This window comes from Pseudaquabacterium terrae (assembly GCF_013266755.1).
GTDB lineage: Bacteria > Pseudomonadota > Gammaproteobacteria > Burkholderiales > Burkholderiaceae_C > Pseudaquabacterium > Pseudaquabacterium terrae.
The window spans coordinates 118,285-145,269 of sequence record NZ_JABRWJ010000011.1 but is presented as its reverse complement, the minus strand read 5'-3'; the positions used below and the strand labels follow the sequence as shown (position 1 = coordinate 145,269).

The following is a 26,985-nucleotide window of genomic DNA, read 5'->3' as shown; positions in this document are numbered from 1 at the left end:
GTAGCGGCAATGCTTGCTGGGGTGGTGCCGTTCAGGCTTGCTGCGCGAAGTTCCGCGCCGGTACGGCCATCGGGCGTGTGCTGGCACCGGAGGTGGCCGCCTGGGCATTTGGGGTGGTGCCGGCCTCGACGCGTTTGGCAATGCCTTTCAGGATCGCCGCAATGCGAAGCAGGTTGTAGGCCAAACAAAATTCCGGTCGGCCTTCAACTCCTGCGGTGTCATGAAGCCCGTGCGCTTGCAGTAGCGACGGATGTCATGGCCCAACAACATCCGAATCAAGCGATGTCTTGGGACATGTCCTGGCTTTGCTACCATGATTGACTGGGGAGTTGGTCTTGTTTGCAGCGCCCGGGGGGGTTCGACGGGCCAGTGTAGGAGCGCATCGAAGGCTGCGGATGCAGCGTTTCAATGGAGGTTCATCCATCCCATGCATATCTCCCGCGTAGACCTCAACCTGGTGGCTGTCCTCGAGAGCATTTGCACGGAAGGCGGTATCACCAAGGCGGCAGACAGGCTGCACCTCACTCAACCAGCCATCAGCCACGCGCTGTCCCGCCTGCGTTGATGCAGGCCGTTTCTGCAGAAGCACCGAACGTGCGCATTTCGACGGTAAGAGTCGATCGCAGGAAGATGGAGAGAGTTGGCGTCTGGCGCAATCGACTTCGCCGTCGACATGCAGTTGCCGACGTCCGACCAGGTTTTTTTTACGCGCGTCCGCTCCGACACGATGGCGGTGGTTGCGCGGCCTGGACACCGCGCCATCAAAGACGGTCGAATCGACATCGACGCCCACCTCGCGCAGCGCCGTCGGACTCGTTCAGTCCAGGCCAAGGCAAAACCTCGTCCGGCGCTAAGCCGAGACCTTTGGCAATGCCCTCCCATGTCTGCCGGTGGCGCCGCTATTTCTGCGGCTTGCAGCACATGTTTCGTGCTACCGCGGCGACGACCGTGGTGCAGTCGTAGAGAGGATGAGCACTATCACTTCCCCTCGCCCAACACCTGCCTGGCATACAACTTCTGCATGCCGCCCAACCAGCGAGCGTAGTCGGTGGTCTTACCTCGCAAGTAGTCCAGCACTTCAGGGTGCGGTAGCACGAGGAAAGTTTCGTCGCGCAGCGCCTGGGTCACACAATCAGCCACCTGCGACGGCTGCAGCATGCCGTCGACCCCGGCCGACCCGGCGCCGTCGGCGGTCATGGCGGTAGCCACTCCCTGCGGGCATAAGCACGAGACCCGCACGCCGCGCCGGCCATAGCCAATACGCAGCCATTCGGCAAACGCCACCGATGCATGCTTGGTAACGCCGTATGGCGCTGTCTCGACGATGTTGAGTAGGCCTGCGGCGGATGCAGTGACGACAAAACCGCCCTCACCACGCGCGACCATTTCGGGCACTACCACTCGCGCAGCCCACACGTGGGCCATGACGTGGATCTTCCACATGCGCTCCCACACCGCATCCTCGAGTTCGAAACCCCCGGTGACACCACCGATGCCGGCGTTCGAGATGTAGATGTCAACTTGGCCAAAGCGTGCCCGCGTGGCCGCCACAAGAGCCTGGATATCGGACTCGACGCTAACGTCGCAGCGCACCGCTATTGCGCGGCTTCTGCCGTCGGCGTTAATTTTCGAGGCGACTGAATCGGCCAGCGCCTGCTGTAGATCGGCGACCACGATGCCGCGCGCGCCGTCAGCTGCTAAGCGTTCCGCCAATCCGGCTCCGATGCCACTGGCACCGCCGGTGATGATGGCGACCTTGCCTTGAATGTTCATGTCGTGCTTTCTGCGAACGGGGCTTCAACGCCCCTCCAAGTGAGGTTCCCCTCCGCGCGACGAATACCGCCGCGGCGTCCTTGTAATAGTCGTGGTTTCGAAAGTGGGGATCACTTCCACCGCCTCGGCGACGAGCACGTCGCTCGGCTGCAGCGCAGGCCGGCGTGGAGGTTTCGCTTCCATGCAGCCGACGCAAGTCGGCAGCGCAGCCAGCTCGACGACCTAGTGCGGTGTGCCGAGCAGCCATGTACTTTATCCGCACAAGGCGACATCGTGATACGCATCCGAGCCAAGCTGCAAGCCAAGCAACTCGACACTGCGCTTGCGCAGCAACTGGGAATCGCTCCTCAGGGCGCGCTGCAGACACTGGTCGATGTAGGACCTGTCGCGCTGCAGCCGCGACAGATCGACCCACCAGCCCACGCCAGCCATAAGCCATTTGAAGTCGACCAAATTGAGAAAGGTGTCGTCCTCTGCCGGGTCTCTGGTGTGTGTCGCATTCATGGTTTCGCTTCCTACGCCCCGAGTACAGACGCACTGTCCCGAGAAAGATAGGTACAACAACTTCGAGCGCCCGCCACTAGCGCGGGCTTTTGCACACCTTCGATCTCGACGGTGTTTTCCATGCGCAGCAGCCGGAACCCGTCTTCCCGGGTTCGGCCGCGAGCAGCTTCACGTGATTGCGAACTCTTGAACCGGCGCGCACCGGTGCGAGGAAGCGCAGCTTGTCCATGCCGTAGTTCACCGATCTCCCGGGATCGAGCCTCGAGAGGAGTTCGTATGCGGTGATCGGGAGCAGCGAGAGCGTGAGGAAGCCATGAGCAACTGGTGCGCCGAAGGGGCTCTCACGTGCGGCGCGGTTCACGTCGACATAGATCCACTGCCGGTCTTCGGTGCACTCGGCTAATGCGTCGATTCGAGATTGGGGCACCTGCACTCACGTCGAAGTCCCCAAGTCCTTGCCGACGAAGTCGCCCAGGTTCTCGAACGTCAGATCGGCCATGACGCTATGGTGACGCGATCGCACGCCCGATCTATGCAGGCTCTTTATCCGTCGTATGCGAAGTTCTGATGGCGCCTGCTGTCGTCGGCGCGGACACCGCACGGTCTCAGGCCGTCCTCGGTACCTCCATCGCCTTGAGTGCGGTCAGCCGATGTGTGCCGTACGCCACCTCCAACGGGTGCTTGTGTTCGAGTCCGAACGTCAGCTCTGCGGCAATGAGATCGCCACGGCGGATGTCTCTTGAGGGTCGCGGGCCGACCGCCACCTCGGCAACTGACCCGCCCTGAAGCCGTCATCAAAACTGATGATGCGCAAACGAGACACTCGCCGGCCTCGCTCTCGGCCACAAGCTGGCATCGGCGACAGTCCGCTGTTCGGACGGCTGCTGCAATGGGCTCAGATGGCGCCTTGGAGTTCCATCGGGCTGCGCACCCTTCCATCGCCCCGGCTGAGTACCGCCCACGCCATGCGCGCGTTCTTTGCCGCGATCGCGCCCCTTGCCCCGGCGCTGCTTAAGCCGCACCGCCCGGCAGCTCAACCCGTCGGCTTCGCCTTTGGCCGCGTTGAACACCGCTCGCGCGCCCATTACCAGCAGCGAGCGCAGGGTCGGGTCTGTCGCCTCGGTGACGACCCCAGCCGCGTCTTGCCTCCCAAGCTGTACTGCCCCAGAACCAATCCGAGCCAGGCGCTAAGCTGCCGACCGTCCGCGAAATCGCGCCAGCTGCCGATCATCGCCACCAGCGCCGTCGCCGTGGTCTCGCCGACGTCCAGCACCCGCATCAGCCGCTGCACGCGCTCGCACTCGCGCCCATCTGCGCGACACGGGGTAGTACTGCGCGATACGTTCGTGTAGCCAGTCGACTTCGGTCAGCACGTCGGCTGCGACGAGTCGATCAAGCCCGGCAATTCCCCCAGCGCCTCGGCGGCGCCGCGCCGAAAGTGGCCGTTTTCGGCGGCAGCACGACGCCGATCTCGGCCAGCAGACCGCGGATGCGGTTGACCGTGGCGGTGCGCTGCTCGACCAACCGTTGCCGCGCCCGGTGCACCATCAGCCGCGCCCCTGCTGCACACGGTGCGGCTGATGGCGCTGAAGTTCTTCCCGCCGTGCGGCATGAGCGCCCGGCGCGGCCATAGCGACGCGCCGGACGTGGCGGCGATCCGTGAGGCGCTGCAACGGGCGAACATGCGCTTCGTGCCGGCCAAGAAGCATCGAGCGGGGCGTCACTGCCGCCGTGCACCATCGGCATGGAGGCCTGCACCGGCGCGCACTAGTGGGCGCGGCAGTTCGTGGCGCTCGCACCAGCTCCAGCAGTTTGCCGCGCGCATCAACCGGCCGCACCAGCTTCGGCCTTGCCGGCGTCGTTGACGCCGGAGCACCGCGAAGACGTTCTTGGCGATTTCGTCGCTGACGAATACGATGGTCATCCTTTCCGTGGTGGTCGATGAGAGTTCGCGCTTCCCGTCGTGACACTTCGTTGCCGCATCCCGCAGCGACGCAGGTATCTCGGGAAGGGAAAGTCCCCTGCATCGTTAGGCCTTACAACCCGACCGCAACTGCCCTCAACCGCAGGAGCAATGCATGCAGCCAACTACGCGCCGGAGAACACTTATCGCGGCCCTCGGCGCCGCAATCCCCGCAACTTCATCGCCGGCCACGCCGGCCAGCGCGCCTCAGGACCTCGCGAAGGAGAAGAAAGAGCTGCTCCGCCGCGCAAACGAACAATGGCAAGCTGAGTATCAGAAGCAGGTGGCTGCCACCAAGGCAGCGGAGCGACGCGGGGAATTTTCAAGTCTGGCCCCACCGAAGGCGCTCATACCGTTCAAGGATTGGGACTACTATTACACCCAAGGCATCTCCTTGTGGAAACCCAATGCTGGGCAGACGTTCAAGCCCGTCGCGGTTCCCGATAGGTTCGTCACCGACCTAACAAGTATCCCGCAGGCAGTGTGGAGCTTTGGGATCCGCCCCGAAGGCGCATACGCTTATGCCGCGGTTGTTCATGACTACCTATATTGGATGCAGGATCGCACACGGGAGGAGTCAGACGAAATATTCTTGACCGCGATGGTCGATTCAAAGGTAGAAGAGTCTCTAAGAAATCGAATCTACAACGCTGTTCGCGTCGGTGGAAACGCTGCCTGGAAGAAGAACGCAGAGCTGAAGAAAAGGGGAGAAAAACGAGTTCTACGACACGTGCCCAAGGACTTCACGATTGCGTGGAACGATTGGAAGTCTCGTCCCGGCGTCTTCAAGGACTAAGTCACCACTTGGTGCGCCACACGTGCGGCCCAACTTCTCGCTCCATCGGGCCGGCGCTCAACTTCGCCGTTATGTGTCTAGAGGCGCGTTCCTAGACTCGGAGACTGACATGCGCGTTCACAGGCAGCCACCGCTCTACCGTCGATCGCTCAAGGCCGGTATTGCCCTCCTCCTCTTGATCTTCATACTCGATTCTCGCGCTGACTGTCGATGGGTGACCCGAGGTTTCAAGTCCTACATGAAGTGCAGCGGAGACGCCGCCCGCGCCGCCGGTGCAGCCACGCAAGTTCTACAGGACAACATCGGAAGACCCGCCGAAGAAGGCATTCTCAAACCGATAGACCGAGCGCGACTTGATCTTCAGGCTGAGATTGGGCGACCTGCGCTTGCCAACTGGATAATTGAATCGAGGAACAACGCGCTGCGCGCAGGTACCCAGCCGATTCCCGAAGAAGTGTTTAACCGCGTCCGCTACTTCTTCGACGAGTCTCTCCTGCGCCGCGTTCGCTTTCGCATAGGCGAAGGGCACTTCATGAGCCTTCCGAGTGCCGCACAAAAGCTCGGAGACAGGCGCGCCATCACGCTCGACTATGTAATAGTCTTTCGCGGACCGACGGACGCCGCCAACGATGTCTTGTGGGCGCATGAGCTTACCCATGTCGTTCAATACCGAAGATGGGGCATATCGGACTTTGCGGTCCGCTATCTTCGTAGCTGGAACTCCGTGGAAGACGAGGCCCGTCGCGTTGAGCGCGAGTACGCCAGCTGGTTGCAAGGCGGTGGGCTGGCGGAAGTTTTGACTACTTCCACGATGCACAGAGTTGAAGTAACCGTAGCCAACGAAGCGACATCCGACCTCAGCTTCACAGTTGCGTGTGAGACAGCCCCGCTTATCACGCTACTGGGTCCTGCCGCATCATCGAGCTACGCCTGCGAAAACGCGCGGTACATGCAAATTGCGATCAGTACGGCCGGGAGCGCGGGACGACCTCCCACGCATCGGGTCTATCGCCTAGAGAATGGTGGTCAGTACGGGTTGTACTGGAGCGAATCTACCGGGGCATGGGACGTTCGAACCATTCGCTTCTAGGTCCGCTCTTGTCTCGCCTTGTCGGGCCGTCCCTCCGCTGGCGATCCCGCGGCTCTCTCGGCTTTCGGGTTGCGGCACATTCGACAGCGGTCTGCACGAGTGCCCAGTGCAGGCCTCCATGTCGATGGTGGACGGCGGCAGCGACGCCACGAGCTCCAGCAGCTTGCCGCGCGCAACGTATGCAATGGGATGGACGCCCCCACCTGATGACGGCATCGACGTGCCAGTGTGGAGGTTCATTGACGATGGTGATCTGCCCATCGACAACAACTGGGTCGAGAACCAGATCCGGCCCATCGCCATCGGGCGCACAACTGGTTGTTCGCCGGCAGCCTGCGCGCTGGCAAGCGCGCCGCGGCGATCATGAGTCTCGTGCACTCGGCGCGGCTGAACGGGCACGACCCGTACGTCTACCTGCTCGATGTGCTCGAGCGGCTGCCCACCCAGCCGGCAAGCCGCATTGGCGAGTTGCTGCCACACCGCTGGCATCCGGGATGATCGAGTTCCATGTCGAGCAACCTTCCACCATGAAGAACATCGAAGCGCTGATCGCCGAGGGTGGCGACATCACGCTCGGCGCGCTGCCACCGTTCGAGTGCGCGGCCACCGCTGCGGATGGTCACAACAGCTTGGCCATGCTGGTACGGCGCGAAGGTGAGTCCCTGCAAGCCCTGCTGAAACGACTCGACAAGGCGATCGGACTCGCATGGTCCGACGACCTGTTCATCGACGAAGTGAACGACGGGCGCAGCGACCTGGCCTGAGGTCGCGGCTCGAGTGGCTCGGCCCGGACGGGATGCCCGGACGCTTACCGCGCAACAGCCGACCGCTTCGGGGCGTCGAGTTCAAGACAGCGGAAGTCGCTGATGGGTCGAGCCTTGCCGATCACCTGGCCAAGCTCGTCGCAGGTAAGCCGTCATCAGGATTGATGATGCCCGGAAGGTGAATCTCGTCGTCGGCGGTCCCGGCCATGACCTGCCGTAGCGCGTCGTCCTCCGAAGCGGTCATCACGGCGCCCCGGCGCGCGGAATGTCCGGCCCAGTGCTCCCAACTCTGCGCGCGGCACCTCGGAGTTGTAGAGCTCGTTCGTGGAAGCACGACAGCAGCGGGCGGCTGCGGCCGATCGGTAATAGTCCGACCAGCACCGTCCTTGCCTGATCGCGTGACCGTGGGGAAGCATCCGACCCGACGCGCAGGCCCGCTTGGAGGTGTGCGCTAACAGGAGATGGTGCACACCATGAAGAGTGAACAGGAGCCTGAGAAGGCGAGCCGTCGACAGCACGACCGAGCCTTCAAGGAGGAGCTGGTGCGGCAGAGCCTGGAGCCCGGCGCGTCCGTGTCGGCGATCGCGCTGCGCAACGGCATCAATGCCAACATGCTGTTCAAGTGGCGGCGAGAGCACCTTCGAGCCACTGGGCAACGCCTGGCGCCGGCGTTGTTGCTGCCGGTTGAGATCGCGCCGCAAGCCGAGGTCGTGACGGTGCCTGCGCCGGTTGCGCCAGCCACACCCGCGCCGAGGATGCCCTCACGCGGCGGCGTCATCGAACTCGAGATCGCCGACGTGCAACTGCGTGTGCGCGGCCAGGTCGACGAGGCGAGCCTGTGCAGCGTCTTGCGCGCGTTGCGCCAGGCCCGATGATCGGGCCACGCGCGGGCACGCGAGTGTGGCTGGCCGCGGGCGTGACGGATATGCGATGCGGCATCGACAGTCTGGCCGCCAAGGTGCAGATGGCGCTGACCCAAGACCCCTACGCGGGTCATGTGTTCGCGTTCCGTGGCCGGCGCGGCGACCTGGTGAAGTTGCTGTGGAGCGACGGCGACGGCATGTGCATGCTGACCAAGCGCTTGGAGCGTGGACGATTCGTGTGGCCGATGGCCGACTCCGGCAGCGTGTCGTTGAGCGTCGCACAGCTGTCCATGCTGCTTGAAGGCATTGATTGGCGCCGGCCCGAACGCACCTGGCAGCCGAGCCGCGCGGCATAGAGGGCGGGTCGCCTGGCGGTTGACAGGTTAACGCCTGTAGTAATCGTCCCTCTCAGAGGTCATAGTCTGGATCGTGACCTCAGACGAACTGCTCGCCAGCAATGCCGCGCTCAGCGGCGAAGTGAAGCGCTCGCAGGAGGCGCTCAAGATCGCGCAGCTGACCATCGAGAAGCTCAAGGTCGAGGTCGCGTACCTGCGTCGCATGAAGTACGGCCGCTCCAGCGAGAAGCTCGAGCACCCGCAGCTCGAACTCGTCGGCGGCAACGCGGCGCCGCCCACGATCGTGGCGAACGCGGACGCTGAAGCCGGCGAAGAACAAGCGCCCAAGTCCAACGTCACGTCGATCGAGACAGAGCGCAGGAAGCGCGAGCCCAGGCCGCGGCCCGGCTTGCGTGAGCTGCCTGCACATCTCCCGCGGCGCACCGTGATGCATGCGCCACAGGCAGGATGCGCATGCGCAGCCTGCGGCGGTGGCTTGCGCGAGATCGGGCAGGACGTCTCGGAAGTGCTGGACTACGAGCCAGGCACCTTCCATGTGGTGCGCCACGTACGCCCGAAGCTGGCGTGTCGTGGTTGCCAAACGATCACGCAAGCGCCGGCGCCGAGCCGGCCGGTGGATCGGTGCCTGGCCGGTGCGGGCCTGCTCACGCACATCATGGTGAGCAAGTTCGCCGACCACACGCCGCTGTACCGGCTGTGCCAGATCTATGCGCGCGATGGCATCGAGTTCGGGCGTTCGACCATCACGGACTGGGTGAGTCAAGCCGGGTGGCTGCTGACGCCGCTGGCCGAGGCCGTCGGGCGCTACGTGTTGAGGGCCAACAAGATCCACGGCGACGACACGCCGATCCGCTGCCTCGGCGGCAAGGGCAAGAAGGCGCGCACGGGGCGGCTGTGGGTCTACGTGCGCGATGACCGTCCCAGCGGTGACCAGGCGCCGCCGGCGGTGTGGTTCCAATACTCCGCCGATCGCAAGGGCGAGCACCCGGCGCGGCACCTGAAGAAGTTCCAAGGCATCCTGCAAGCCGACGCGTACTCCGGCTACAACGAGCTCTACGAAGGCGGTCGGATCATCGAGGCTGGATGCTGGAGCCACGCACGCCGAAAACTGTGGGACATCCACGTGAAGCAGCATCGCCTGCCCGGAACGATGGCGCATGAGGGCTTGGTGCGCATCGGCGAAGTGTTCAAGGTGGAGGCCGAGGTCAACGGGCGATGGGCGCTGCGACGAAGGCGGATGCGCCAGGCGCGAACGGCGCCGGTGTTGACGGAACTGAAGTCCTGGATGAACGAGACCTTGGCGCAGGTCTCGGCGAAGTCGCCGCTGGCGTTGGCGATCGGCTACTCCTTGAGCAACTTGGACGGCGCTGACGAACTTCGTAGGCGATGGACGCATCGACGCGCACAACAATACGGCCGAGCGTGCGCTGCGCTGCGTGGCGATCGGACGGAAAAACTACCTGCACGTCGGGTCGGACGCCGGCGGGCACACGGCGGCGGTGATCTACACGCTGCTGGGCACGGCCAAGCTGAACGGGATCAACCCGCAGCGCTACCTGCGCCACGTCCTGGAACGCATCGCCGACCACCCGAGCAACCGCATCGACGAGTTGCTGCCCTGGGCCGTTGCCGCGAAGTGGGCTGACGCAGAAGCGCAAGAGCTGCCGCTGGCCGCCTGAAGCCCGGCACGGGGCATGGGCAAAATGGGCCCATGCGCATCAAGCTCATCGAAGACTTGCCCATGGCCACCAGCGCCGAGCTGTACCAGCTCAGCTGGGCGATCGACCAGCTGTTGGCCGATCCGCGGCGCATTGTGCAGGCACGAGGGCAACTGCACACCGGCCAGCAGGTCCGGTACCTCAACTGGGACGACGGCAAGCTGAGATCTGCACGGGTCGTCTCCATGAAGGACCGCCGGGTCACCGTGCTCGACGATGCAACCCGCGCGCACTTCACGCTGCCCTATGCGGCCATCGTGCCGACAGAGTCGACCGCATCCGAGGCCTCAGGCGCATCAGCAGAGCCAAGCCCGCCCAGACCGCCACCGGAGATCGCCGATCGTGCTGACTTCCGTGTCGGCCAGCGAGTGAGCTTCACTGACCAGCATCTGCAGCGCCGCGTCGGCCTGATCGTGCGCATCAACCAGCGAACCGCGACGCTCGATTGCGACGGTCAGACCTGGCGTGTTGCCTTCGGCCTGCTCAACCATCTCGTCGACGTCTGACTGCGGCCGTCAACAAGGGCTGTCGTCGGACTATTACGCCGATCGGATCAGAATGCGCGTTATGGACGTGCACGCCGAACCGTCGCCGCCAGCCGCCGGCCTTGCGTCGGCGGCCGCGCCGCAGCGCTTGCGCAGCATTGAGGAGCTGCCGGGTCCGCGCGGCTGGCCGCTCGTCGGCAACCTGCCGCAGGTACGTATGGCACGCATCCACCAGGACATGGAGCGCTGGAGCCGGCAGTACGGACCGCTGTTCCGGGTGCGGCTGGGGCCAACGCGGCTGCTCGTCGTTGCCGACCACGTCATCGTCAACGCACTGCTGCGCGACCGGCCCGACGGTTTCCGGCGCAGCTCGCGGTTGCGCGAGGTCGGTATCGAGATGGGCGGCACTCCGGGGTTGTTCTCTGCCGAGGGCGATGCGTGGCGGCAGCAGCGACGCATGGTGATGGCGAGCTTCACCCCGGGGCATATCCGGGCCTTCTTGCCGCAGCTGCGCGCTGTCACGAGTCGGCTGCAGGAGCGGTGGCGCAAGGCCGCACAGGCTGGCGTGTGGATCGACCTGCAGGCCGACCTGAAGCGCTTCACTGTCGACGCGATCGCGGGCCTGGCCTTCGGCACCGAGGTCAACACGCTCGAATCGGGCGACGACGTGATCCAGCGCCATCTCGACATCGTGCTCAGCGGACTGTACCGACGCGTGATGTCGCCGCTGCCGTATTGGCGCTGGATCCGACTGCCCGCCGACCGACAGCTCGAGCGCAGCAACGCCGCGGTGCGCAAGGCCATCGAGGGTTTCGTCGCGGCAGCGCGCGATCGGATGCAGGCAGATCCGACCTTGCACGAGCATCCCCGCAATCTGCTCGAGGCGATGCTGGCGGCGGCAGATGCGGGCGATGCCGGTGTCGACGACCGTGACGTCGCCGGTAACGTCTCGACGATGTTGTTCGCCGGAGAGGACACCACCGCGAACACGCTGGCCTGGCTGATCTGGCTGCTGCATCGCCATCCCGACGCGCTCGGTCGCGCTCAGCTGGAAGTGCGCGAGGCGGTTCCCGACCTCGCGGCGCTGACTCTCGAGCGAGTCGAGGCGCTGCACTACCTCGACGCCTGCGCGAGCGAGGCGATGCGCCTGAAGCCAGTGGCGCCGTTCCTCGGCATCGAGGCGCTGCGTGACACGACCATCGCCGACATACGCGTGCCGGCACGCACGCTTGTCTGGTGCGTCATGCGCCGCGACAGCGTCGACGACCGCTACTTTCAGAACGCGGCCGCGTTCGAGCCCGCGCGCTGGCTCGGCGATGCCGCTGCAGCGAAACGCATCGCGATGCCGTTCGGCTCCGGCCCGCGCATCTGCCCCGGGCGCTATCTCGCGCTGCTTGAGATCAAGCTGGCAATGACGATGCTGCTCGGCAACTTCGAGGTCATCGCGGTCGACACACCCGACGGCGGCGAGGCGCGCGAAGTCATGCACTTCACGATGAACCCCGTCGGGTTGCGCATGCGGCTGCGCGAGCGACCGAACTGAGTCAGCAGGCGAGCGCGGCAAATGCTTGCTCCAGATCGCCGATGCCGAGGGTCCGCTTCGGGAGGTGGTCAGCGTCGGCAACGGGTCGCGATGTGCCGGCGACTCTGTCGATTTCGGCGCGGCACTGCCGTCATCAAATTTGAGGATGCCCGCAACTGACGCTCGCGGCAATCACAGCCGGCCATCAGCCGTCGCTAGCCACGTGCAGGTTCCAGACATCTCACCTTTCGTACTCGGGTCGGAGTCGAGCAGCAGGAGGGAGATCACCAGAAGGTAAGAACGACTGCAGCGTGGCCGACCACGTGCACACAAAGGGGTTCTAAACCGCTTATCCTCCGCCCGTCCATCACGCAGCAGTGAAAGTAAATTGGGTATGGCCCGACCGCTGCGTGATACTTGAGCGGCCAAGCTGGAGGACTCGGTTGGCAGGCGCATTGCTCAGCTTCTTGAGAGGTGGTCGCGGAACGAAGAAACTCAAGAGCCCCCTGAAGCGGATCTACCGTGAGCTGGACAAGCTGGACGTCGCGGGAATCTCGGACGAACGCCTGTTGCGGTCCGCTGCGCTCCTGCGAGAACTCGCGGACGCGTTGTCAACCCATATCGACGTGAGCACTGGACTTGGCAGCGACAAGCTGCATCAGCTCTACCCTCCGATCTTCGCGATTGGGCAACGGTTGCGGTTCCAGGCGAGCCAGGCGGCCGGAACTGCGAGGGACACGACCAACCAACGCTCCTTCCAGAAGATCCTGTTCAATACGATGCGGCTGGAGATGCGGATCCCCAACATCCTGGACGTGGACTGAAGAGGCTCCGCCATGTTCCGAAGACTCCGGCGTGCGTGGCATGACAGCAAGAGCTTGGTCGCCGCGATGCAGATCAAGGAAGGCGGCCAAGCCCATCTTGGCGAGATTCTTCGTCTCACGTCGCGGGGACGAGCTGCATTGGATGCCGGAGACGGACCTGCCGCGCTTGAGGCGCTTCAACGCAAACACAATCTCGTGCGGAAGTCCTTCGGGGACGACCATCCTTCCACAGGTGCGAGCTGGGTCGACCTTGGGAGGGCCTACGAGCTGGCGGGCGAGTTCGACGAGGCGCGTGCTGCCTTCGAAGAGGCCCAGCGGATCAACCAGAGTTGTGGCCTTCACCCCCATCAGTTGACCCTGCTCGAGGACGGCCTTAAGAAGGTGAACGCGCGCCGGGGCCACACCTTCGCGGTCGAGATGATCTCCAAGGCGCAGATTGAGCGACTTCGAGGCGAGGGCGACGATGCCGAACTCATGCGCGCATGCGCGCAGGATGAGCAGGCCGATCTATTGATGCGGTCGGGCCGGTTCGCCGAAGCGCTGCCGCTGGCTCTCGACTCGCTCGCGATCTTCGAGCGTCGAGCACCCAACGGCGTGGACGAGGGGATCTGCTGCAGGTACTTGATGATCATTCATCGCGGCCTCGGGAACCTCGCCGTGGCCGCCGAGTTTGGGCGGCGCGGCGCGGCGTGCTTGGCGAACGCACGGCCCGGCTCGGAGTCCGCGATCACGCTCGCCGACGAGCTTGCAGTGACGCTAACCCTGCTCGCCGTAGAACGCGGCGACCCGTTGCTGGCGTCGGAGGCTTTGAACCTCTCCGTCGGGGCTCTCGAGCTCGCCGAGGCCAAGCTGGGCGAAAAGCATAAGGCCTCCCTGCGCATTCGGTCGAACCGGGCGGAAATGGCCTCTAGACTGAGCCACCTCTGCGCAAACGCGCTGCGGGCGGCGCCGCAGGGCGAAGCGAGCAGCGTGGAAGTCGAGGTGGCGCTTCCTACCCGCCTCTTCATTTCGCACCGCTACAGCGACAGCTGTTCGCGGAATGCGCTGCTTAAGGCACTCCCGAGCTACGTGCACCCCGTGGTCTTCGAGCCCGTGAGTGTGTCGATCTCCGAGTTCGTAAGCGAGAAGTTGATCAGCGGTGTGCTGGGGGCGGACGGCCTCGTCGCCATCGACAGCGAAGAGTCGAACGCGTCCTTCTGGACCGCTTTCGAGCGGGACCTGGCTATGCGCAACGGGAAGCCGCTCTTCGCATTCGACCCCAAGTCGGACGAACTCCGTCGGCACAGTGTCGAGCTGGCCCAGCTGATGGTCGCTCACTGTTGGCATCCCGACGACCGGACCGACGTCGACCGCGTGATCCAGTATCTCGCCGACGAGCGGGGCTTCGACGTCTTCGGAGACGTCAAGAGGTGGTGGCGAAGAAGGCAAACCGCATCCATCTGGGGTCTGCCCGCGAGCCGACGCGATCAGGCCTTGCTTGTCCTGCGTTCTCTCGGCGCGAACTACCTCGTCTTCGCGTCGCAAGCCTTCTTGGAGGACAAGTTGCTGGTGAAGCACGCCGCGGAGCAGCTCGCTGGGTACCCGGAGTCGACGCTCTTATGTTGGCTAGACGACCCGTCGAGCGTCGATGAGCCCCCCGTGCCGTTTCGGGAGGCGGACGGCGCGCGCGTCGTCACATTTAGCCGCCGCCCGTCGTCCAGAGATTTCCGCGTGACCGAGATCGACGACCTGATGGTGCGCCTGTACTGGCTGACCCATCAGCGTAGGGCGACAAAAGCCCAAAGCCTATAAGCGACTCCGGATGAGGCGGGGCACCATACGGTGCATGGTTCTCCGGGATGATGACGAGAGCAGGGACGAACGGCCGCGCGAACTTGGGGTGACGGGTCCGCACGCTAGTCGGACGGTCTGTGTTTGCCGCTCAGTCGATGCTCGTCGCCTTCATGCAACCGGCGGCGCCGCACCGCCGCACCAGCGTGTCGAGAAGAATGTAGTGCATCGTGCGGTTGAATGGCGCGAGCCGAAGGTACGCTCTGCGGGCGTTTCCACCATCTGCTTTTCGTCATCGAAACGGGCGACCTGGGCTTCCGCTTCGGGTCGGGAGCGGCCGGCTGGGACGGCGCTCCGGAGGACCGCGCCCGCTACTCGGTCCCTCGCGAGGTGAGAAAAGCAAGCATACCGACTCGACGGCCCCGCGAGCCGCGGCCGTCCGCCCTCACATTGCGAGAGCAGTCCAGTGAAACCTCTGCGCCTGCTGCTGCTATCCTTGTCGTTCAGCAGTACAGCCTCCCATCGAAACGATGAATCACGGTCTCCTGGCCCCGCAGTTTGGGGTTGGCCGCATGAAGTCTCACGACCCCGACAAGGGCGCCCATCCAGCGGCAGAGGACCTGTGGGGTCCGACGGATCCGAGCACCGGTCCGACCGTCACGTTCAAGCGTCGTCGTTTGGTTGAAGGCCCAGAAGTTGCTGCTGCCGTCGTGGCAGCCGCACCGGTCAAGGCACCCAAGGTCTACAAGCTCCAGGCGCCGACGGCTCCCTCCTTGCTTGGCGAACCCGAAGGCTCGGACGCCACGGCGGTCACGGAGTCCCCGGTCGCGCCAAAGGTCCGCCGGCGGCGCGATCCTTCTCGCAAGCCAACGCTCTTGCAGCACGTCGTGTTCGAGCACGAGCCCTCGGCTGATTCAGCTGTCGTCGAAGCAGACGCGCACGAAGACGGCAAGGTCGACACCAAGGTTCTGCGCAGCGCCTTGGAGCGACTCGACGAAGAACTTCGAAGAAGCATGCACTGCCGAGAAGCGTCGTTGGCACTCGACGCGCACTTCAAGCGCCTCGGCTTCTGAACATCTGCCCTGCGCCCTGACGCGGAATGACCTCGTGGCGCCGATCGCGCAAACGGGTCGGGTCGTGCTCGGGCCGGCCCTTCTTGCCCCGAAGCCCTTCCTGAGTTGCTCCGCCCGCCGCCGGTCGTCCGAGTGCAGGTAGACCGACGTGGTGCTCACCGACGCATGCCTTAGGTTGTCCCGCACGGTGGTGAGATCCGCTCCGCTCTCGAGCGCATGCGTGGCGTGCGTGTGCCGCATACAGTGCGGCGTCGCCTTGCGCAGCTTCTCGGCCAGCGACGGATGAAAGTCCTCCAACGCCCCGGCGGCCGTCCCGAAGAACCGCTTCGTCACCTCCCACAGCCGGCTGGTCGTGATGCCGGTTCCGTCTGCGGCCAGGCTGCCAATGATCGGTGTGCTTGACACCCACTTCGCCGGCGTCACAGCGAGGCCTCGCGCGACGAGGTACCTGTCGAGCGCCTCAGTTGCGATCGGGGTCAGCACCACCTTGCTCGCTTTGGAACCCTTGCCGATGACGTGGATCCAGCGCTCGGCGTATGGATCGATTTCGATGCGTCCCAACATCGCACCGACGAGCTCACCGGCGCGCAGCCCAGTGCCATATGAGAAGTCCAGGATGAAGCGCATGCGCTGCGCAGCGTCCGGTTCCCAGCCGTAGCTCCACTCGAGCCCATCGGCGATCGTGCGCACCAGGTTCCACTCGGAGCCGGTGAACACCCGTGAGGTGTCGAGTACCGCACCGCGGCCGCCGCTCACTTTCACGCCCGAGAAGGGGTTGGCCAGCACGTAGCGCTGCTCGATGAGCCAGCGGAAGAGGGCGTTCAGCACCGTCAGCGCGTAGCCCACCGAGCGGGTCGACAACCCACCCGTGAACGGTCGCCAGTCCGGCGCAGACCGAGGCCGAGCGGGTCCAATCCAACGCTGTCGCGGCGACGGATGTCGCAGGAAAGCACGATAGGCAACGGCGTCCTCTGTCGACAGCGACGACAAGGCGCAACCCCGTTCCACGATGGCCCAGAGGATCAAGCGCTCGGCTTCCTTGCGATACGCCCGCTGCGTGGCCGCAGCCTCGTGCATTGACAACCAGGCCTGCACCGCCTCGTAGTCGTTGCTGGCGCGCAGTGAGCACGTTGCCGCAGGCGCCCGGTAGGTGCCTCGCGTGCCATCGACTTCGCCCGGCACGACGATCCGCTCGAAGGGCATCACATCGGCATCCGGCAGCACCGGCACCAATACCCGGGCGCGCTCGGTGAGATCGGGGTGAGCCGAGAAGAACGCCTCGATCTCGCGCGCCTGAACCGGCCCCAGCCCGTCGACCGCCGTCCACCAGCGTCGCCTGCGGGGGATTCGCACGGTCAGGTCGGCCAACGTCCGAATGCCGGCGCGCCGCAGTACAGCCAGCGCCCGCGGTGCCAGCCAGCGCTCGATGTCGTCCCCGATCAAGGGTTGGGGTAGGGCAGTGGCGCGCAGCGCCTCCACGGCAGCCGCCACACGCCGAGCAGCTGCGGGCCCCTTCTTCGCCGAACCACGAAACAGATCGGCCAGGTCGTCGCGGTGCCGCATGCGGGCAAACGCCTCGAGCCGAGCCCGAATCCGCCCGATGACGCCTCGGGCGGACTCACCGTGCGCTCGCCGGTCGGCCAGGTATCGGTCGACCGCCTCGCGCGAATCCTCGCCCTCGTGCCAGGCGCGCAGCGCCGCAAGCTCGGCGGAGTCGGGCAGGGCGCCGTGGTCGCCGATCGTCGGCTGCGAGTCAAGCACTGTTACGGACCGGCGTGTTTTCACCCACGGCAGTTTGCTGCCGCGGAGACGCTAAGGCGATAAGAGTAGTTTTCACCATAGCAGACAGCAACCGGAACAAGCCTTTCATGCCGCCAGCGACTGGCCGTGCCATTGCCGAGTACGTGCGAGCGGAGCGACCGACGACGGCGAACCGACAGGTCTTCGTTCGACACGAGGCGTCAGTGGACGAGCCCGTAAGTCCGAACTTATTGAGCCAGCATGGAAACAATGAACTCAAGGATCCGGGCAGGCTCGGTTCCTCTACAGTTGATTCATGACAACGAATGGGCGGCCAATTTGCCTGACGTCGCCGGGTTGGTCATCGTGTGCGACGGTCGCACCTGGATAGTTGGCCCGGCCTATGAATCACTATTTCGCATCCACACGGAGCGACCGGTTGTGTTCGTTCGCAGTCGATCCAGCAGATTCGCACCGGACTTTGAGCGATTCAATCCCGTTCCCCTGTTTGATGACTCAAGGTTCAGTCACTATCAGCCCAACAGTGAGGGGCTAAGCGGTTACTCCCTAGTCACGGAATTCCTGGGAGGCGCAAGGCCCACTCAAGATTCGCGCCGGAACAGCAGGGGCGGGCAAGGAGGCTTCGCCGTGCGCGGAGACGCATCCGGCATGTCCGAGACCCACGCATCAGCGAACCAACTCCAGCTCCAGGATGGCAGCGCCATAGTTCTCGTCACAGCGCGCGCTGCCGGGACAGTCGGGCCTGCCGACCAGCAAGGGTTGCGCTCCGGTGTGGCCGGCAAGGGCGGCTGCGGCCGCTGACCCAAACGGATAGACGCTGAACGGCCCTTGCTGCGCGGGCTTGAGGCCGCGAAGGTCACGCTCGACCGAAGAGACGACGATCAGCAGCCGCATCGTGCCGGGCGGATCGGCCGCCATAAGCGTCAGATGCGCCGGACCCCCGCTGGGGCGCCTCAAGTCTTCCGGAAACCGGAAGGCTCGTCCCGCGTCTAGTTTCACGGCGCCGGTCAACGCGTTCGGGACCAGTTGCGTCAGCGGCCCCTGCCCATCGTCGGCCAGCACGTACAGGTATCCCGGGCGCGCTGCATGCACTGTGAACGCGAGCGCGTCGCGTCCGATGCGCAGCGTCTTCCTTGCCGCTGCGGCTTGGACGCCGAAGTCCTGAGACTCCGCTGCCACGACCCGTTGGTACTCTTGCCTCGGATCGAACGAGGATGGTGCAGGGGCTGGTGTTGGCGTCGATGCCGGCACCGGTGCGGGCGGTGGTGCCGACGAGACTGGCCCCGACGCCGAGTGCGGCGGTGGCGGGAAGGAGGGCGTCATCGGGCTTTCATGCCAGACCGAAAACACCACGCCGACACCGATCACCGCGAGGAATCCGTATGTGATGGACGGACTCATAGCGCGCATTGCGCGCGTGCTTGCATCCCGTGCGGGTTGGTGCGATTCGAGCGCCCGCTGCACCTGTCGACGCAACATCCGCAATTCGACGTCGTCTGGTTCCCGCGCCAGAGCAAGCTCGACGCGTTCCGAGAGTTCGTCCAGTTCGTGCTGAGAGCCAAACGTCAGCAGGCGACGATAGAGCGAAGGCGATTCCGAGCCAGGTGCAGCGGGCGCCGGGCGCGTCGGCTTCGTTCCCGGGCCGGTGCGAGCCAGCACATCCCGGACGGCGGCCACCACCGCATCGAGATCGCGCTTCGCGACACGGGGACTGGATTTCAGCCTTTGGAACGGGCGCAAGAGGTAGTCGAGCGCCGCCGGCACCTCGTTTTCGTCTACTTGAATCGGGAGAATGGTCCTGCGCCGCTCCACGGCCATGTCTACCTCGCGCAGCACGTGCCCCGACGCGCCCGCGTGCCGGGACAGCACGAGCACCACCGCCGAGCAGGCCGCGATGGCTTCACTGAGAGAATCCTGCCAGGTCGAGCCGACCGCAATATCGCGCGGCGCGAAGAAGCACCTGATCCCCTCGGCCTCAAGGTGTTCGACCACCCGCTGAGCGACCCGCAGGTTCTGCGTCGCGAACGAGACGAACACTACCCACATGGTTCGATCCTTTGCGGGGACTCGGCGCGAGGGTGACCTCGGCTAGGAAAGAATACACCGCGTGGGTCTGCGTCTGGAGCCCTGGTTGCAGGCGCGTGTCCCGGCCTGGTGCTCGAGCGCCTGCTGTTCAGATCGCCCGGCCTCGATCGTCGCACCAGTCGCTGCGCTTGGTGTCACGCCGCCCGCAGCTGCGGGGCCGGGGCTCATGCTGTTGGGCGGGCTGCTCCGCGCAGCGGCTTCGATCGCGCCAGGCAAGCTGTCACGGTCGCTGCAGGTGCTCCGTGGATCCTCCGTGTGTTGGAACGCAGTCTCGAAATTGTGCTCCTTGATGGGGCCGGCTTCGGTCGCCGACACAGTGCGTGGATGACCGAGAGGAGGCGCTGCCTCGTGCTGCTGGTTAAGGCTTCCCAGTTGCGCGTCGTGAAGCGTGCTTTGCCGTTCTCGATTCGCGCCAGGATGCTGTGGCCGTCGACTTGATGTCGTAGACCCACTCAGCGATCGTCGGCGGCGCCTTGGCAAGGTCGCGAGCTGTGGACTCAACTTGGCGGGAAGCGGTGCCTCCTTGGCCCGGCCAGGCCGATGTCATCGCTACTCGCGGGTGCTGATCGAGCCTCCCGCTCTCGGACTGGTCCGAGCGGCTTCTTGACGACGCTGTCCGGCAGCGCCGTCACGACGTCGTACTCGGCCAGCGGTCGCGTCCAGGCGTCGCGCTTCTTGAAGAGCAGCCAAGATTCCTGCTTTCCGGGCTTCGCGATCCGTACCAGCTCCTACAGGCCGGCCAGCTTCTGGCCGTGCAGCTCACGGCCGCGGCAGCAATTCCAGGCAAACGATGCGCATCGGGCAAGCTTGCGCGCGCCTGTACAGCGCACAATTCGAAGCACGGTCCTTCGTTTCCAACAACGCATGTGCTATTCCGCTCAAATCATCCACGACTACCGCCGCTACGTGCGGACGTTCGGCGCCGACATCGATCTGCGCGAGTTCGTCGATCTGTTCTGGCGGCGCAGGACCGATCCCAAGGTGAAGGTTCCGAAGGCGATGGAGCTGGCGTTCAGCGATCCGCAAAACGAAGAGCAGCGAATGATCAGGATGCTGATCGAGGAGCATGCCGCGGACCAGACCGTTCGATGGGAGCAGGACCTCTTCAAGCAGCGCAAGCGCAAGGCTGACGCCGAGCGCGCCCTGCAGAGCAAGCCGACGAAGGCCGCGGCGGAGAGCCTGCGCATCGCCATCAACAAGATCGAAGCTGCGATGGGCAAGCTGGCCGACATGCGCAGGACCGAACTGATCGACGACGACTGCCGCATCTATCCCGGCTACTACGCGCCGGTTCTGGTGGTCGAGAACGGCCGCCGCGTCGTCAAGCCGATGCGCTACCAGTGCCGCCCGGCCGGGAAGCCAGCGTTCTATGACACAAAGTACCCGGGAACGTACAACGCCAGGCGAGACAACCTCCAGGGCTTCTGGAAGGGCATCTTCGGGTACTCACATGGAATCACGGTGGTCAACGCGTTCTACGAGAACGTGAACCTCCATCGGGTGCAAGGGCGTGAGCTGGCAGAAGGCGAGGAGGTCCAGAATGCGGTGCTCGAGTTCAGGCCCCGACCGACACAGGACATGCTGGTCGCCTGCCTTTGGTCGCGCTCGATCCTTCCTGGGGAACCTGAATTGCTCTCATTTGCGGCCATCACCGACGAGCCGCCGCCGGAGGTGTCTGCAGCGGGGCATGACCGGTGCATCATTCCCTTGCGGCCAGAGAACATCGACGCGTGGTTGAACCCGGATCCAAGGCGGCTCGGTGATCTGTACGCAATCCTTGATGATCGGGAGCGACCCTACTACGAGCATCGGCTCGCAGCGTAGTCGCCCGAACCGCGCATTGGGCTCTTTCGCCTGAGGCACTTAGAATGCCGCGCCTGCATGACAGGCGCATCTCAATCGTTGGTATAAGGTTCTATGGCAACTGCATCGAAGAAGACGACAACGGCAACAGCCAAGAAGGCCGCGGCCGCAAAGGGCCCGATCCCCGCAAAGAAGGCTACAGCGCCTGTGGCCTCGAAACCGATCAAGGAGGCCCTCAACAAGACCGGACTGATCGCGCACGTGGCAGCGGCCTCCGGCGTCGAACCCAAGGCCGTCAAGGCGGTGTTCGCGACCTTGGAAGCGACGATGCTGGCGTCGGTGCACAAGAAGGGTTTGGGCGCTTTCACGCTGCCCGGACTGCTGAAGGTCACCGTGCTCAACGTGCCGGCCAAGAAGAAGCGCACAGGCATCGACCCGTTCACCAAGCAGGAACGCGTGTTCGCCGCGAAGCCTGCCACGGTGAAGATCAAGACCCGAGCGCTGAAGAAGCTCAAGGACGCCGCGCTGTAATCGAGCTGCGGCTTGAGAAGAGGGAAGGGCGTCGGCCCTTCTCCCATTGACCAAAGGACTTGGAATGAGCACATACCGCAATTTGACGGCTGAGATCGCCCGGCTTCAGGCCCAGGCAGACAAGCTTCGCGATGCCGAGAAGGCCGGTGTCATCGGGCGCATCCGCGAGGCGATCAGCGTGTACGGCATTTCCGCGGACGACCTCGGTCTGTCCAAGTCGGCAAAGGGCGGCGCAGTACGAGGCGCAGCGGTGACGCAGGCGCCGCAGTTCGGTGTGGCCAAGTACCGCGATCCAGCAACCGGCAAGACATGGACTGGCCGCGGCAAGCCGCCCGCCTGGATCGCCGGCGCCAAGGACCGCTCCGCATTCCTGATCGCCTCGGCGAAGTCGAACGGCGCGGAGCCGGCGGTGGTCGCGAAGGGCAGGGGCCGGCGCAGCGCGGCGGCCGCGAAAACGGTCGGCGAACCCAAGTACCGCGACGCGGCAACGGGCAAGACGTGGACCGGCCGCGGAAAGCCCCCGCTGTGGATCGCCGGCGTCGAGGACCGGACTCCGTACTTGATCAAGCCGTAAGTACGCCTGTCGGCCTCCCGGCCGGGCCATGAATCGAGCTGCTTCATCATGCGCGCCGTCAATGCTGTCGACGGGGTCCTCGAGGAGCCCCGAGTCCGGCATCTCGCTCGACAGACGTCAACAGCGAGCCGAGCAAGGTGGGTGGCAAGACGGGTCTAGCTCGGTGCCGGCATCGGCATATCCTGACGGCGACCACGAACTCGGAGGGTCAACGGCCTTCGACAAGGCGTCGCCGGCGCGTTTTCGGCTCGTCTAAGCCTGAGCCTCGTCGCTGCCAACTCCACTGTAGCGATGCCCGTCACGAAGGTGGCGCCGGGCTCTGGCATCCTGCGTGCTTCAAGTCGACGACTTCCTCGAGGAAACGACAACCATGCAGACGCTTGACGAGATGCGGGACCGCATGCTGCTGACCACCGACCAGCACGCCCAGATCGGCGCCTGGATCACCCGTGCGCGCACTCCTGAAGGGATCATGGCGATGCCGCCGTCCCTGTGGCGCAAGCTCGAGTTGGCCAGCGTCCTGCTGAACATCGATGGAGACCTGTCCCAGCCGCCGGCGCTGCATTCTGACTATCAATAGTTGTCCAAATGGCGTTGGGCCCGTGATGGTGGACTCGGGGGCGTCAGGCCCTCAACGGGCGCGCAGCAGGTGGTCGGTCTCGCCCTTCTTGTCGGCGCCGTTCTTGGCGGAAGCGCCGGGAGGGAAGAGCTGGATCAGTTCGACGGCGCTTTGCAGCAGGGCGTCGCGGTAGCGGCCGAAGTACTGCCAGTTGCAGTAGGCGCGGTTGATGGCGACGGGACCGAACGAGGCACCCAGCTCGACGAGGGCCTGCACGTCGACGAGCGGTTCCTGGACCTTGAAGCGGTTGTCCTGCTTGGCGTAGACACCTTCGCCGTACTTGGCCTCCATGAGGCCGGCGTGCAGGTTCTCGAAGTCCCAATACAGGGCGACTGATCGGCTGTCGTCGTGGTCGTTCGGGTTCAAGGTCTTGTCCCTGCCGTTCTTGTCGAAGTCATCGTAAGGCCTTCGGGCGAGGTTTCCTTGGCCTACTACGTCGAGACAAGTGGGGACGCAGATGGCGCGGGTGGGGCCAGGTCTGCCTACAGGTCTCGGTGGGCCTGGACGTGTCCCCGCTGCGCGGGGCCGGGCTGTTGCGCTGCGCGTCGAGCCGCTGTCAAAAGGCTCAGCGTCTCGCCCCTTGACGGGCTGCCATCCCTCACGCAGATCCGAGCAGGCCGGCGCTGCCGGCTGAAGCACGCCGCGGCCCCTTCCCTTGCCCGGGGATCGCGGGCCCTGATTCCTTCACGCTGCGCGTGAACGAGGCCCGCTTGGCGAACTGACCGGCTTGCAGGTCGCTGCGCTCGGTGCGCGCCAGCCAGATCGCCACCCCGGTCACCGCCACGCCCGACGCCGGGCCGCTGAAGTCGGGAGTGCGAGAAGTGCTCGCAGCAGCTCGACCACCGCGCCAGTCGCTTTGCTTTGTGGCACGTCGGCCGCAGGGGCGCCGCTGCTCGTGAGCGTTAGGCCGATCTTCGCTGCAACCGCTGAGCCAGGCAAGCTGGCACATCAGCCGCGACGCTGCGCCGACCGTGGGAGGGAGCAGCCCGTGCGCCAGTCGTCCCACCGCGCTCCCCCCAGCTGCGCCCCCATCCGTGGGTGAGGGGGACTTGTGGGGGGATCTTCAAAGCGGTGGGCCGGGAAACCGGCTCACTGCTTCGGCTGCTGATGAACCCCACCCATCCCCAACCCCTTCCCGTGAGGGAAGGGACCATGCCCACCCCCCGCCCGCCCGTGGGCGGGAGCGAGGAAGTCCGAGCGAGAGGATCAGTTTTGAGGGCAACCCGGATCGGGGCCCGGCTGGTCGCTCACGTCAGGAGATATGGCCATGGCCAACGTTCAAGTGTTTCAACGTCACGCGCACCTGGCGGGCGCCGTCAAGCTCGAATTCGTCAACGGTCGCGAGGGCAAGATCGCCAAGGCGGTGGTGACCGCAATCAGCAATACGCGGCGCGGATCGGGCGAGACGCGCGAAGAGGAATCGACCGCGATCCAGTGGACGCTGTGGGGCAAGCAGGCCGAGAACGCCGCCGAGTACCTGCGCAAGGGCTCGCACGTCAACATCGCCGGCCGGCTGCGCAACAACAACTACGAGAAGGACGGCGAGACCGTCTACGGCATGGCATTCACTGCCGAGGAGATCGACTACCTCGACAGCCGCGCCGAGAGCGAAGCCCGCCGCACCCACCGTGACGATGAAGGTGCGCCAAGCGGAGGGAGGCCCACCGCACCGGCCGTGAACAGCCGCAAGCCGCGCAACGCGCGCCAGCCGGCGCAAGCCGACGCCTGAACCCGAACCGGGTGGGCGACAGGTTGGTCAATAGGCCACCGAGCCGCGCCCGCCCTTCGAAGCCGACCCAACGATCGAAGGAACATCATGTACTCGACCACGACACTGGCCACCCCGGCCTTGGCCACAAGGTTTGCCTCCAACGCCCGCGTGATGCGTGGCGACCAGCCCCTGAGCGAAGACCAGATGCGCGCCGCGGCGCCGTCCATATTTGCCGAGGGCAAGCACGCGAGCCGTTCCGAGCGCTACACCTACATCCCCACCATCGATGTGCTGCGCGGCCTGCGCAAGGAGGGATTCGAGCCCTTCATGGTCGCGCAAGGCGCCAGCCGCATCGAAGGCAAGGCCGCGTTCACCAAGCACATGATCCGCATGCGGCATGCCGGGCAGGTGCAGACCCGGCCCGAGGCGAACGAGATCATCCTGATCAACAGCCACGACGGCGCCAGCAGCTACCAAATGCTCGCGGGCATGTTCCGCTTCGTGTGCTGCAACGGCCTGGTGGTGGGCGAGGTGGTGGAGGACATCCGCATCCCGCACAAGGGCAACATCCAGGGTGAGGTGATCGAAGGAGCCTTCCGCGTGCTCGACGAGTTCGAGGCGGTGGAGCAGCAAACCGAGGCGATGAAGGCCCTGCCGCTTGAGCCGCGCGAGGAGATCGCCTTCGCGACGGCTGCGCTGGCACTGCGCTTCGGCGAGCGCCCGGTCGAAGAGACGGGCGGACACCGGCCGGCGCCGGTGACTGCCGAACAGCTCAATGAGGCGCGCCGCGTCGACGACATCGGGCACAACCTCTGGACCACGTTCCAGCGCGTGCAGGAGAACGTGATGCGTGGCGGGCAGCCGGGCCGCAGCGTGCAGGGCCGCAGGCTCCAGACCCGGCCGGTCGGCAGCATCGACCGCGGCGTGAGCCTGAACCGTGCGCTGTGGATGCTGGCTGAGGAGATGCGACAGATCAAGGCTGCGTCGTGACGACGTGAGCCGGGGCGATGACTTCGGGGCTGAAGCCATCGCTCAATCGCCCCTTGGGTTTGCACTGGCCGTAGGGCGATCGATCCCGCAACGATGACTTTCCCCTGAAAGTCATCGCCGCCGCACAGGCGTCCCGCGCCGATCATCGATCGGGCGTGGTGCTCGCGCCGGCTGCCCGTCGCCGACATCGACGAGCTGTGCAGTTTGCTGCCGCTATTCCGCCCGCAACGCCTCCACCGGATCCAGCCGCGCCGCCCGCCGCGCCGGCAGTACCCCCGCCGCCAGCCCGATCACCAGGGCCACGCCCTCGGCCAGCACGATGAACAGCAAGGGCGTCTGCACCGGCAGCGCCGGCACCGCCAGCCGCAGCGCCTGCGCCAGCGTGATGCCGATCGCCAGGCCGAGCAGCCCGCCGGCGGCGGACAGCACCACGGCCTCGCCGAGGAAGAGGCGCAGCACGGTGGCGCGGCGCGCGCCCAGCGCCACCAGCAGGCCGATCTCGGCGGTGCGCTCGGCCACCGCGATGGTCATGTCGTGACGATGCCGACGCCGCCGACCAGCAGCGAGATGCTGCCCAGCGCGGCCACCGCCATCGTCAGCACATCGAGGATGTTCGACAGCGTGCGCAGCATGTCTTCCTGCGTCACCAGCGTGAAGTCCTCGCGGCCGTGGCGCGCCGCCAGCACGGCTTTCGCGGCATTGGCCACCTGGTGCGCATTGGCGCCTTCGGCGTAGCTCAGGTTGATCTCCATCAGCCCGTCGCGGTTGAAGAGTTCCAGCGCGCGCGCCGCCGGGATGTAGGCCACGTCGTCGAGGTCGATGCCGAGGAACTGGCCGCGCGCTTGCAGCACGCCGATGACGCGGAACTGCAGGCTGCCCACCCGCAGCCGCGTGCCCAGCGGGCTGTCCGCGCCGAACAGCTCGCGCTGCAGCTTGGCGCCCAGCACGACGAAGTTGCGCGCGCTGTCGGCATCGTCGGGCGGCAGGAACCGGCCGCTGCGGATGCGCAGCTTGAAGGCCTCGATCAATGTCGGCGTGGTGCCATAGACCATCACGCGGCGCAGCCGGCCGTTGCCTTCGACCTCGGCATTGCCGGTCACGCCGGGCGCGACCTGCAGCACCTGCGGCACGCGGCGCAGCGCCTGCGCATCGGCCAGCGTCAGCGGCCGCACCGACGACGGAAAGCCCGGGTTGGCGCCGCCGGTGGTGGTCCTGCCCGGCGTGATGCCGATGACGTTGGTGCCGAACTGCGTGAACTCGGCCAGCACGAAGCGGTGCAGCCCCTCGCCGATGGAGGTCAGCAGGATCACCGCGGCGATGCCCACCGCGATGCCCAGCAGCGTGAGAAAACTGCGCAGCCGGTGCGCGCTGAGCGCGCGCCACGACATGCCGATCGCATCCTGCAGCCAC

Annotated in this window: 26 protein-coding genes and 3 pseudogenes; 18 read left to right on the top strand and 11 right to left on the bottom strand. The window is 65.3% G+C overall.

Going from position 1 to position 26,985, the window contains the following annotated elements; translation table 11 throughout:
* Positions 1 to 31: 31 nt before the first annotated feature.
* The gene (locus HLB44_RS30555) at positions 32 to 184 is read right to left on the bottom strand and encodes a hypothetical protein (protein ID WP_173132298.1); all 153 of its coding nucleotides are present in this window, start codon (positions 182 to 184) and stop codon (positions 32 to 34) included.
* 66 nt (positions 185 to 250) lie between these two features.
* Between HLB44_RS30555 and HLB44_RS38265 the strand changes: the two genes are divergently transcribed.
* Positions 251 to 565 carry a helix-turn-helix domain-containing protein gene (locus tag HLB44_RS38265; protein ID WP_343051655.1) on the top strand — a complete coding sequence of 105 codons (315 nt, stop codon included), beginning with the start codon at positions 251 to 253 and terminating at the stop codon, positions 563 to 565.
* A gap of 413 nt (positions 566 to 978) precedes the next feature.
* Here HLB44_RS38265 and HLB44_RS30545 read toward each other — a convergent pair whose 3' ends face one another.
* The 5 genes from HLB44_RS30545 to HLB44_RS37600 form a co-directional block, all read right to left on the bottom strand.
* Positions 979 to 1,773, bottom strand: a complete 795-nt coding sequence (locus HLB44_RS30545) for an SDR family oxidoreductase (protein ID WP_173132292.1) — start codon at positions 1,771 to 1,773, stop codon at positions 979 to 981.
* 252 nt (positions 1,774 to 2,025) lie between these two features.
* Positions 2,026 to 2,277 carry a hypothetical protein gene (locus HLB44_RS30540; RefSeq protein WP_173132289.1) on the bottom strand — a complete coding sequence of 84 codons (252 nt, stop codon included), beginning with the start codon at positions 2,275 to 2,277 and terminating at the stop codon, positions 2,026 to 2,028.
* 76 nt (positions 2,278 to 2,353) lie between these two features.
* On the bottom strand, positions 2,354 to 2,710 hold the full coding sequence (locus HLB44_RS30535) for a MaoC family dehydratase (RefSeq protein WP_343051654.1): 357 nt from the start codon (positions 2,708 to 2,710) through the stop codon (positions 2,354 to 2,356).
* A 651-nt stretch (positions 2,711 to 3,361) separates the two neighbouring features.
* Positions 3,362 to 3,556: a transposase gene (locus tag HLB44_RS38415; RefSeq protein WP_173132286.1), complete on the bottom strand. Its 195-nt coding sequence runs from the start codon at positions 3,554 to 3,556 to the stop codon at positions 3,362 to 3,364.
* A gap of 113 nt (positions 3,557 to 3,669) precedes the next feature.
* Positions 3,670 to 3,825: a hypothetical protein gene (locus tag HLB44_RS37600; RefSeq protein WP_246312556.1), complete on the bottom strand. Its 156-nt coding sequence runs from the start codon at positions 3,823 to 3,825 to the stop codon at positions 3,670 to 3,672.
* Positions 3,826 to 4,355: 530 nt separating this feature from the next.
* Between HLB44_RS37600 and HLB44_RS30520 the strand changes: the two genes are divergently transcribed.
* The 11 genes and pseudogenes from HLB44_RS30520 (at position 4,356) to HLB44_RS30470 (ending at position 14,449) form a co-directional block, all read left to right on the top strand.
* Positions 4,356 to 5,036 (top strand): DUF1353 domain-containing protein, encoded by a 681-nt coding sequence (locus HLB44_RS30520; RefSeq protein ID WP_173132284.1) that lies wholly within the window; start codon positions 4,356 to 4,358, stop codon positions 5,034 to 5,036.
* A gap of 109 nt (positions 5,037 to 5,145) precedes the next feature.
* Positions 5,146 to 6,126, top strand: a complete 981-nt coding sequence (locus tag HLB44_RS30515; protein WP_173132281.1) for an eCIS core domain-containing protein — start codon at positions 5,146 to 5,148, stop codon at positions 6,124 to 6,126.
* Positions 6,127 to 6,358: 232 nt separating this feature from the next.
* Positions 6,359 to 6,624 (top strand): annotated as a pseudogene (locus HLB44_RS30510) (transposase domain-containing protein); the annotation flags it as partial.
* A 29-nt stretch (positions 6,625 to 6,653) separates the two neighbouring features.
* Positions 6,654 to 6,890, top strand: a complete 237-nt coding sequence (locus HLB44_RS30505; protein WP_217283861.1) for a hypothetical protein — start codon at positions 6,654 to 6,656, stop codon at positions 6,888 to 6,890.
* A 473-nt stretch (positions 6,891 to 7,363) separates the two neighbouring features.
* Positions 7,364 to 7,765, top strand: a complete 402-nt coding sequence (tnpA, locus tag HLB44_RS30500; protein ID WP_246312568.1) for an IS66-like element accessory protein TnpA — start codon at positions 7,364 to 7,366, stop codon at positions 7,763 to 7,765.
* Complete coding sequence (gene tnpB, locus HLB44_RS30495; RefSeq protein ID WP_173132272.1) at positions 7,762 to 8,109, top strand: IS66 family insertion sequence element accessory protein TnpB; 348 nt, start codon at positions 7,762 to 7,764, stop codon at positions 8,107 to 8,109. Before tnpA ends, tnpB begins: the two co-directional genes overlap by 4 nt.
* A 73-nt stretch (positions 8,110 to 8,182) precedes the next feature.
* A pseudogene (gene tnpC, locus HLB44_RS30490) lies at positions 8,183 to 9,788 on the top strand (IS66 family transposase).
* Between the two features lie 32 nt (positions 9,789 to 9,820).
* Entirely contained in the window at positions 9,821 to 10,333 is a 513-nt protein-coding gene (locus HLB44_RS30485; RefSeq protein WP_173132269.1) for a hypothetical protein, read from the top strand.
* A complete protein-coding gene (locus HLB44_RS30480; protein WP_343051653.1) occupies positions 10,293 to 11,855 on the top strand; it encodes a cytochrome P450 in 1,563 nt (520 codons plus the stop codon). The genes HLB44_RS30485 and HLB44_RS30480 overlap by 41 nt, the downstream gene beginning before the upstream one ends.
* 422 nt (positions 11,856 to 12,277) lie before the next feature.
* Complete coding sequence (locus tag HLB44_RS30475) at positions 12,278 to 12,658, top strand: hypothetical protein (protein ID WP_173132267.1); 381 nt, start codon at positions 12,278 to 12,280, stop codon at positions 12,656 to 12,658.
* Positions 12,659 to 12,724: 66 nt separating this feature from the next.
* A complete protein-coding gene (locus HLB44_RS30470) occupies positions 12,725 to 14,449 on the top strand; it encodes a tetratricopeptide repeat protein (RefSeq protein WP_173132264.1) in 1,725 nt (574 codons plus the stop codon).
* A 1,133-nt stretch (positions 14,450 to 15,582) separates the two neighbouring features.
* Here the strand turns inward: HLB44_RS30470 and HLB44_RS30465 are convergent.
* Positions 15,583 to 17,262, bottom strand: a pseudogene (locus HLB44_RS30465) (phage integrase family protein); the annotation flags it as partial.
* 666 nt (positions 17,263 to 17,928) lie between these two features.
* Positions 17,929 to 19,308, bottom strand: a complete 1,380-nt coding sequence (locus tag HLB44_RS30460) for a TIR domain-containing protein (protein ID WP_173132258.1) — start codon at positions 19,306 to 19,308, stop codon at positions 17,929 to 17,931.
* A 903-nt stretch (positions 19,309 to 20,211) separates the two neighbouring features.
* On the opposite strand from HLB44_RS30460, the gene HLB44_RS30455 reads away from it, so the two are divergent.
* From HLB44_RS30455 to HLB44_RS30440, 4 genes are all read left to right on the top strand, one after another.
* Positions 20,212 to 21,171: an SOS response-associated peptidase family protein gene (locus HLB44_RS30455; protein WP_173132581.1), complete on the top strand. Its 960-nt coding sequence runs from the start codon at positions 20,212 to 20,214 to the stop codon at positions 21,169 to 21,171.
* Positions 21,172 to 21,264: 93 nt separating this feature from the next.
* Positions 21,265 to 21,681 carry an HU family DNA-binding protein gene (locus HLB44_RS30450; RefSeq protein ID WP_173132255.1) on the top strand — a complete coding sequence of 139 codons (417 nt, stop codon included), beginning with the start codon at positions 21,265 to 21,267 and terminating at the stop codon, positions 21,679 to 21,681.
* Positions 21,682 to 21,745: 64 nt separating this feature from the next.
* Positions 21,746 to 22,255 carry an H-NS family nucleoid-associated regulatory protein gene (locus HLB44_RS38025; protein ID WP_173132253.1) on the top strand — a complete coding sequence of 170 codons (510 nt, stop codon included), beginning with the start codon at positions 21,746 to 21,748 and terminating at the stop codon, positions 22,253 to 22,255.
* Positions 22,256 to 22,586: 331 nt separating this feature from the next.
* A complete protein-coding gene (locus HLB44_RS30440; protein ID WP_343051651.1) occupies positions 22,587 to 22,835 on the top strand; it encodes a hypothetical protein in 249 nt (82 codons plus the stop codon).
* 51 nt (positions 22,836 to 22,886) lie between these two features.
* On the opposite strand, the gene HLB44_RS30435 is transcribed toward HLB44_RS30440, so the two are convergent.
* Positions 22,887 to 23,240, bottom strand: a complete 354-nt coding sequence (locus HLB44_RS30435; RefSeq protein ID WP_246312555.1) for an NYN domain-containing protein — start codon at positions 23,238 to 23,240, stop codon at positions 22,887 to 22,889.
* A gap of 901 nt (positions 23,241 to 24,141) precedes the next feature.
* On the opposite strand from HLB44_RS30435, the gene HLB44_RS30430 reads away from it, so the two are divergent.
* Positions 24,142 to 24,603, top strand: a complete 462-nt coding sequence (locus HLB44_RS30430; RefSeq protein ID WP_173132251.1) for a single-stranded DNA-binding protein — start codon at positions 24,142 to 24,144, stop codon at positions 24,601 to 24,603.
* A gap of 87 nt (positions 24,604 to 24,690) precedes the next feature.
* On the top strand, positions 24,691 to 25,575 hold the full coding sequence (locus tag HLB44_RS30425) for a DUF932 domain-containing protein (RefSeq protein WP_173132249.1): 885 nt from the start codon (positions 24,691 to 24,693) through the stop codon (positions 25,573 to 25,575).
* 213 nt (positions 25,576 to 25,788) lie between these two features.
* Here HLB44_RS30425 and HLB44_RS36850 read toward each other — a convergent pair whose 3' ends face one another.
* On the bottom strand, positions 25,789 to 26,106 hold the full coding sequence (locus tag HLB44_RS36850) for an ABC transporter permease (RefSeq protein ID WP_217283860.1): 318 nt from the start codon (positions 26,104 to 26,106) through the stop codon (positions 25,789 to 25,791).
* Positions 26,103 to 26,963, bottom strand: coding sequence for an ABC transporter permease (locus HLB44_RS30420; protein WP_217283859.1), 861 nt, complete (start codon positions 26,961 to 26,963; stop codon positions 26,103 to 26,105). Before HLB44_RS30420 ends, HLB44_RS36850 begins: the two co-directional genes overlap by 4 nt.
* Positions 26,964 to 26,985 lie beyond the last annotated feature (22 nt).

Bases quoted from the DNA above. Each gene is read 5' to 3' on its own strand.
- HLB44_RS38265 (WP_343051655.1), top strand. From the start codon at position 251: ATGTCATGGCCCAACAACATCCGAATCAAGCGATGTCTTGGGACATGT.
- HLB44_RS30545 (WP_173132292.1), bottom strand. From the start codon at position 1,773: ATGAACATTCAAGGCAAGGTCGCCATCATCACCGGCGGTGCCAGTGGC.
- HLB44_RS30540 (WP_173132289.1), bottom strand. From the start codon at position 2,277: ATGAATGCGACACACACCAGAGACCCGGCAGAGGACGACACCTTTCTC.
- HLB44_RS38415 (WP_173132286.1), bottom strand. From the start codon at position 3,556: ATGCGGGTGCTGGACGTCGGCGAGACCACGGCGACGGCGCTGGTGGCG.
- HLB44_RS37600 (WP_246312556.1), bottom strand. From the start codon at position 3,825: ATGGTGCACCGGGCGCGGCAACGGTTGGTCGAGCAGCGCACCGCCACG.
- HLB44_RS30520 (WP_173132284.1), top strand. From the start codon at position 4,356: ATGCAGCCAACTACGCGCCGGAGAACACTTATCGCGGCCCTCGGCGCC.
- HLB44_RS30515 (WP_173132281.1), top strand. From the start codon at position 5,146: ATGCGCGTTCACAGGCAGCCACCGCTCTACCGTCGATCGCTCAAGGCC.
- HLB44_RS30505 (WP_217283861.1), top strand. From the start codon at position 6,654: ATGAAGAACATCGAAGCGCTGATCGCCGAGGGTGGCGACATCACGCTC.
- tnpA (WP_246312568.1), top strand. From the start codon at position 7,364: ATGAAGAGTGAACAGGAGCCTGAGAAGGCGAGCCGTCGACAGCACGAC.
- tnpB (WP_173132272.1), top strand. From the start codon at position 7,762: ATGATCGGGCCACGCGCGGGCACGCGAGTGTGGCTGGCCGCGGGCGTG.
- HLB44_RS30485 (WP_173132269.1), top strand. From the start codon at position 9,821: ATGCGCATCAAGCTCATCGAAGACTTGCCCATGGCCACCAGCGCCGAG.
- HLB44_RS30470 (WP_173132264.1), top strand. From the start codon at position 12,725: ATGCAGATCAAGGAAGGCGGCCAAGCCCATCTTGGCGAGATTCTTCGT.
- HLB44_RS30460 (WP_173132258.1), bottom strand. From the start codon at position 19,308: ATGTGGGTAGTGTTCGTCTCGTTCGCGACGCAGAACCTGCGGGTCGCT.
- HLB44_RS30455 (WP_173132581.1), top strand. From the start codon at position 20,212: ATGTGCTATTCCGCTCAAATCATCCACGACTACCGCCGCTACGTGCGG.
- HLB44_RS30450 (WP_173132255.1), top strand. From the start codon at position 21,265: ATGGCAACTGCATCGAAGAAGACGACAACGGCAACAGCCAAGAAGGCC.
- HLB44_RS38025 (WP_173132253.1), top strand. From the start codon at position 21,746: ATGAGCACATACCGCAATTTGACGGCTGAGATCGCCCGGCTTCAGGCC.
- HLB44_RS30430 (WP_173132251.1), top strand. From the start codon at position 24,142: ATGGCCAACGTTCAAGTGTTTCAACGTCACGCGCACCTGGCGGGCGCC.
- HLB44_RS30425 (WP_173132249.1), top strand. From the start codon at position 24,691: ATGTACTCGACCACGACACTGGCCACCCCGGCCTTGGCCACAAGGTTT.
- HLB44_RS36850 (WP_217283860.1), bottom strand. From the start codon at position 26,106: ATGACCATCGCGGTGGCCGAGCGCACCGCCGAGATCGGCCTGCTGGTG.
- HLB44_RS30420 (WP_217283859.1), bottom strand. From the start codon at position 26,963: ATGTCGTGGCGCGCGCTCAGCGCGCACCGGCTGCGCAGTTTTCTCACG.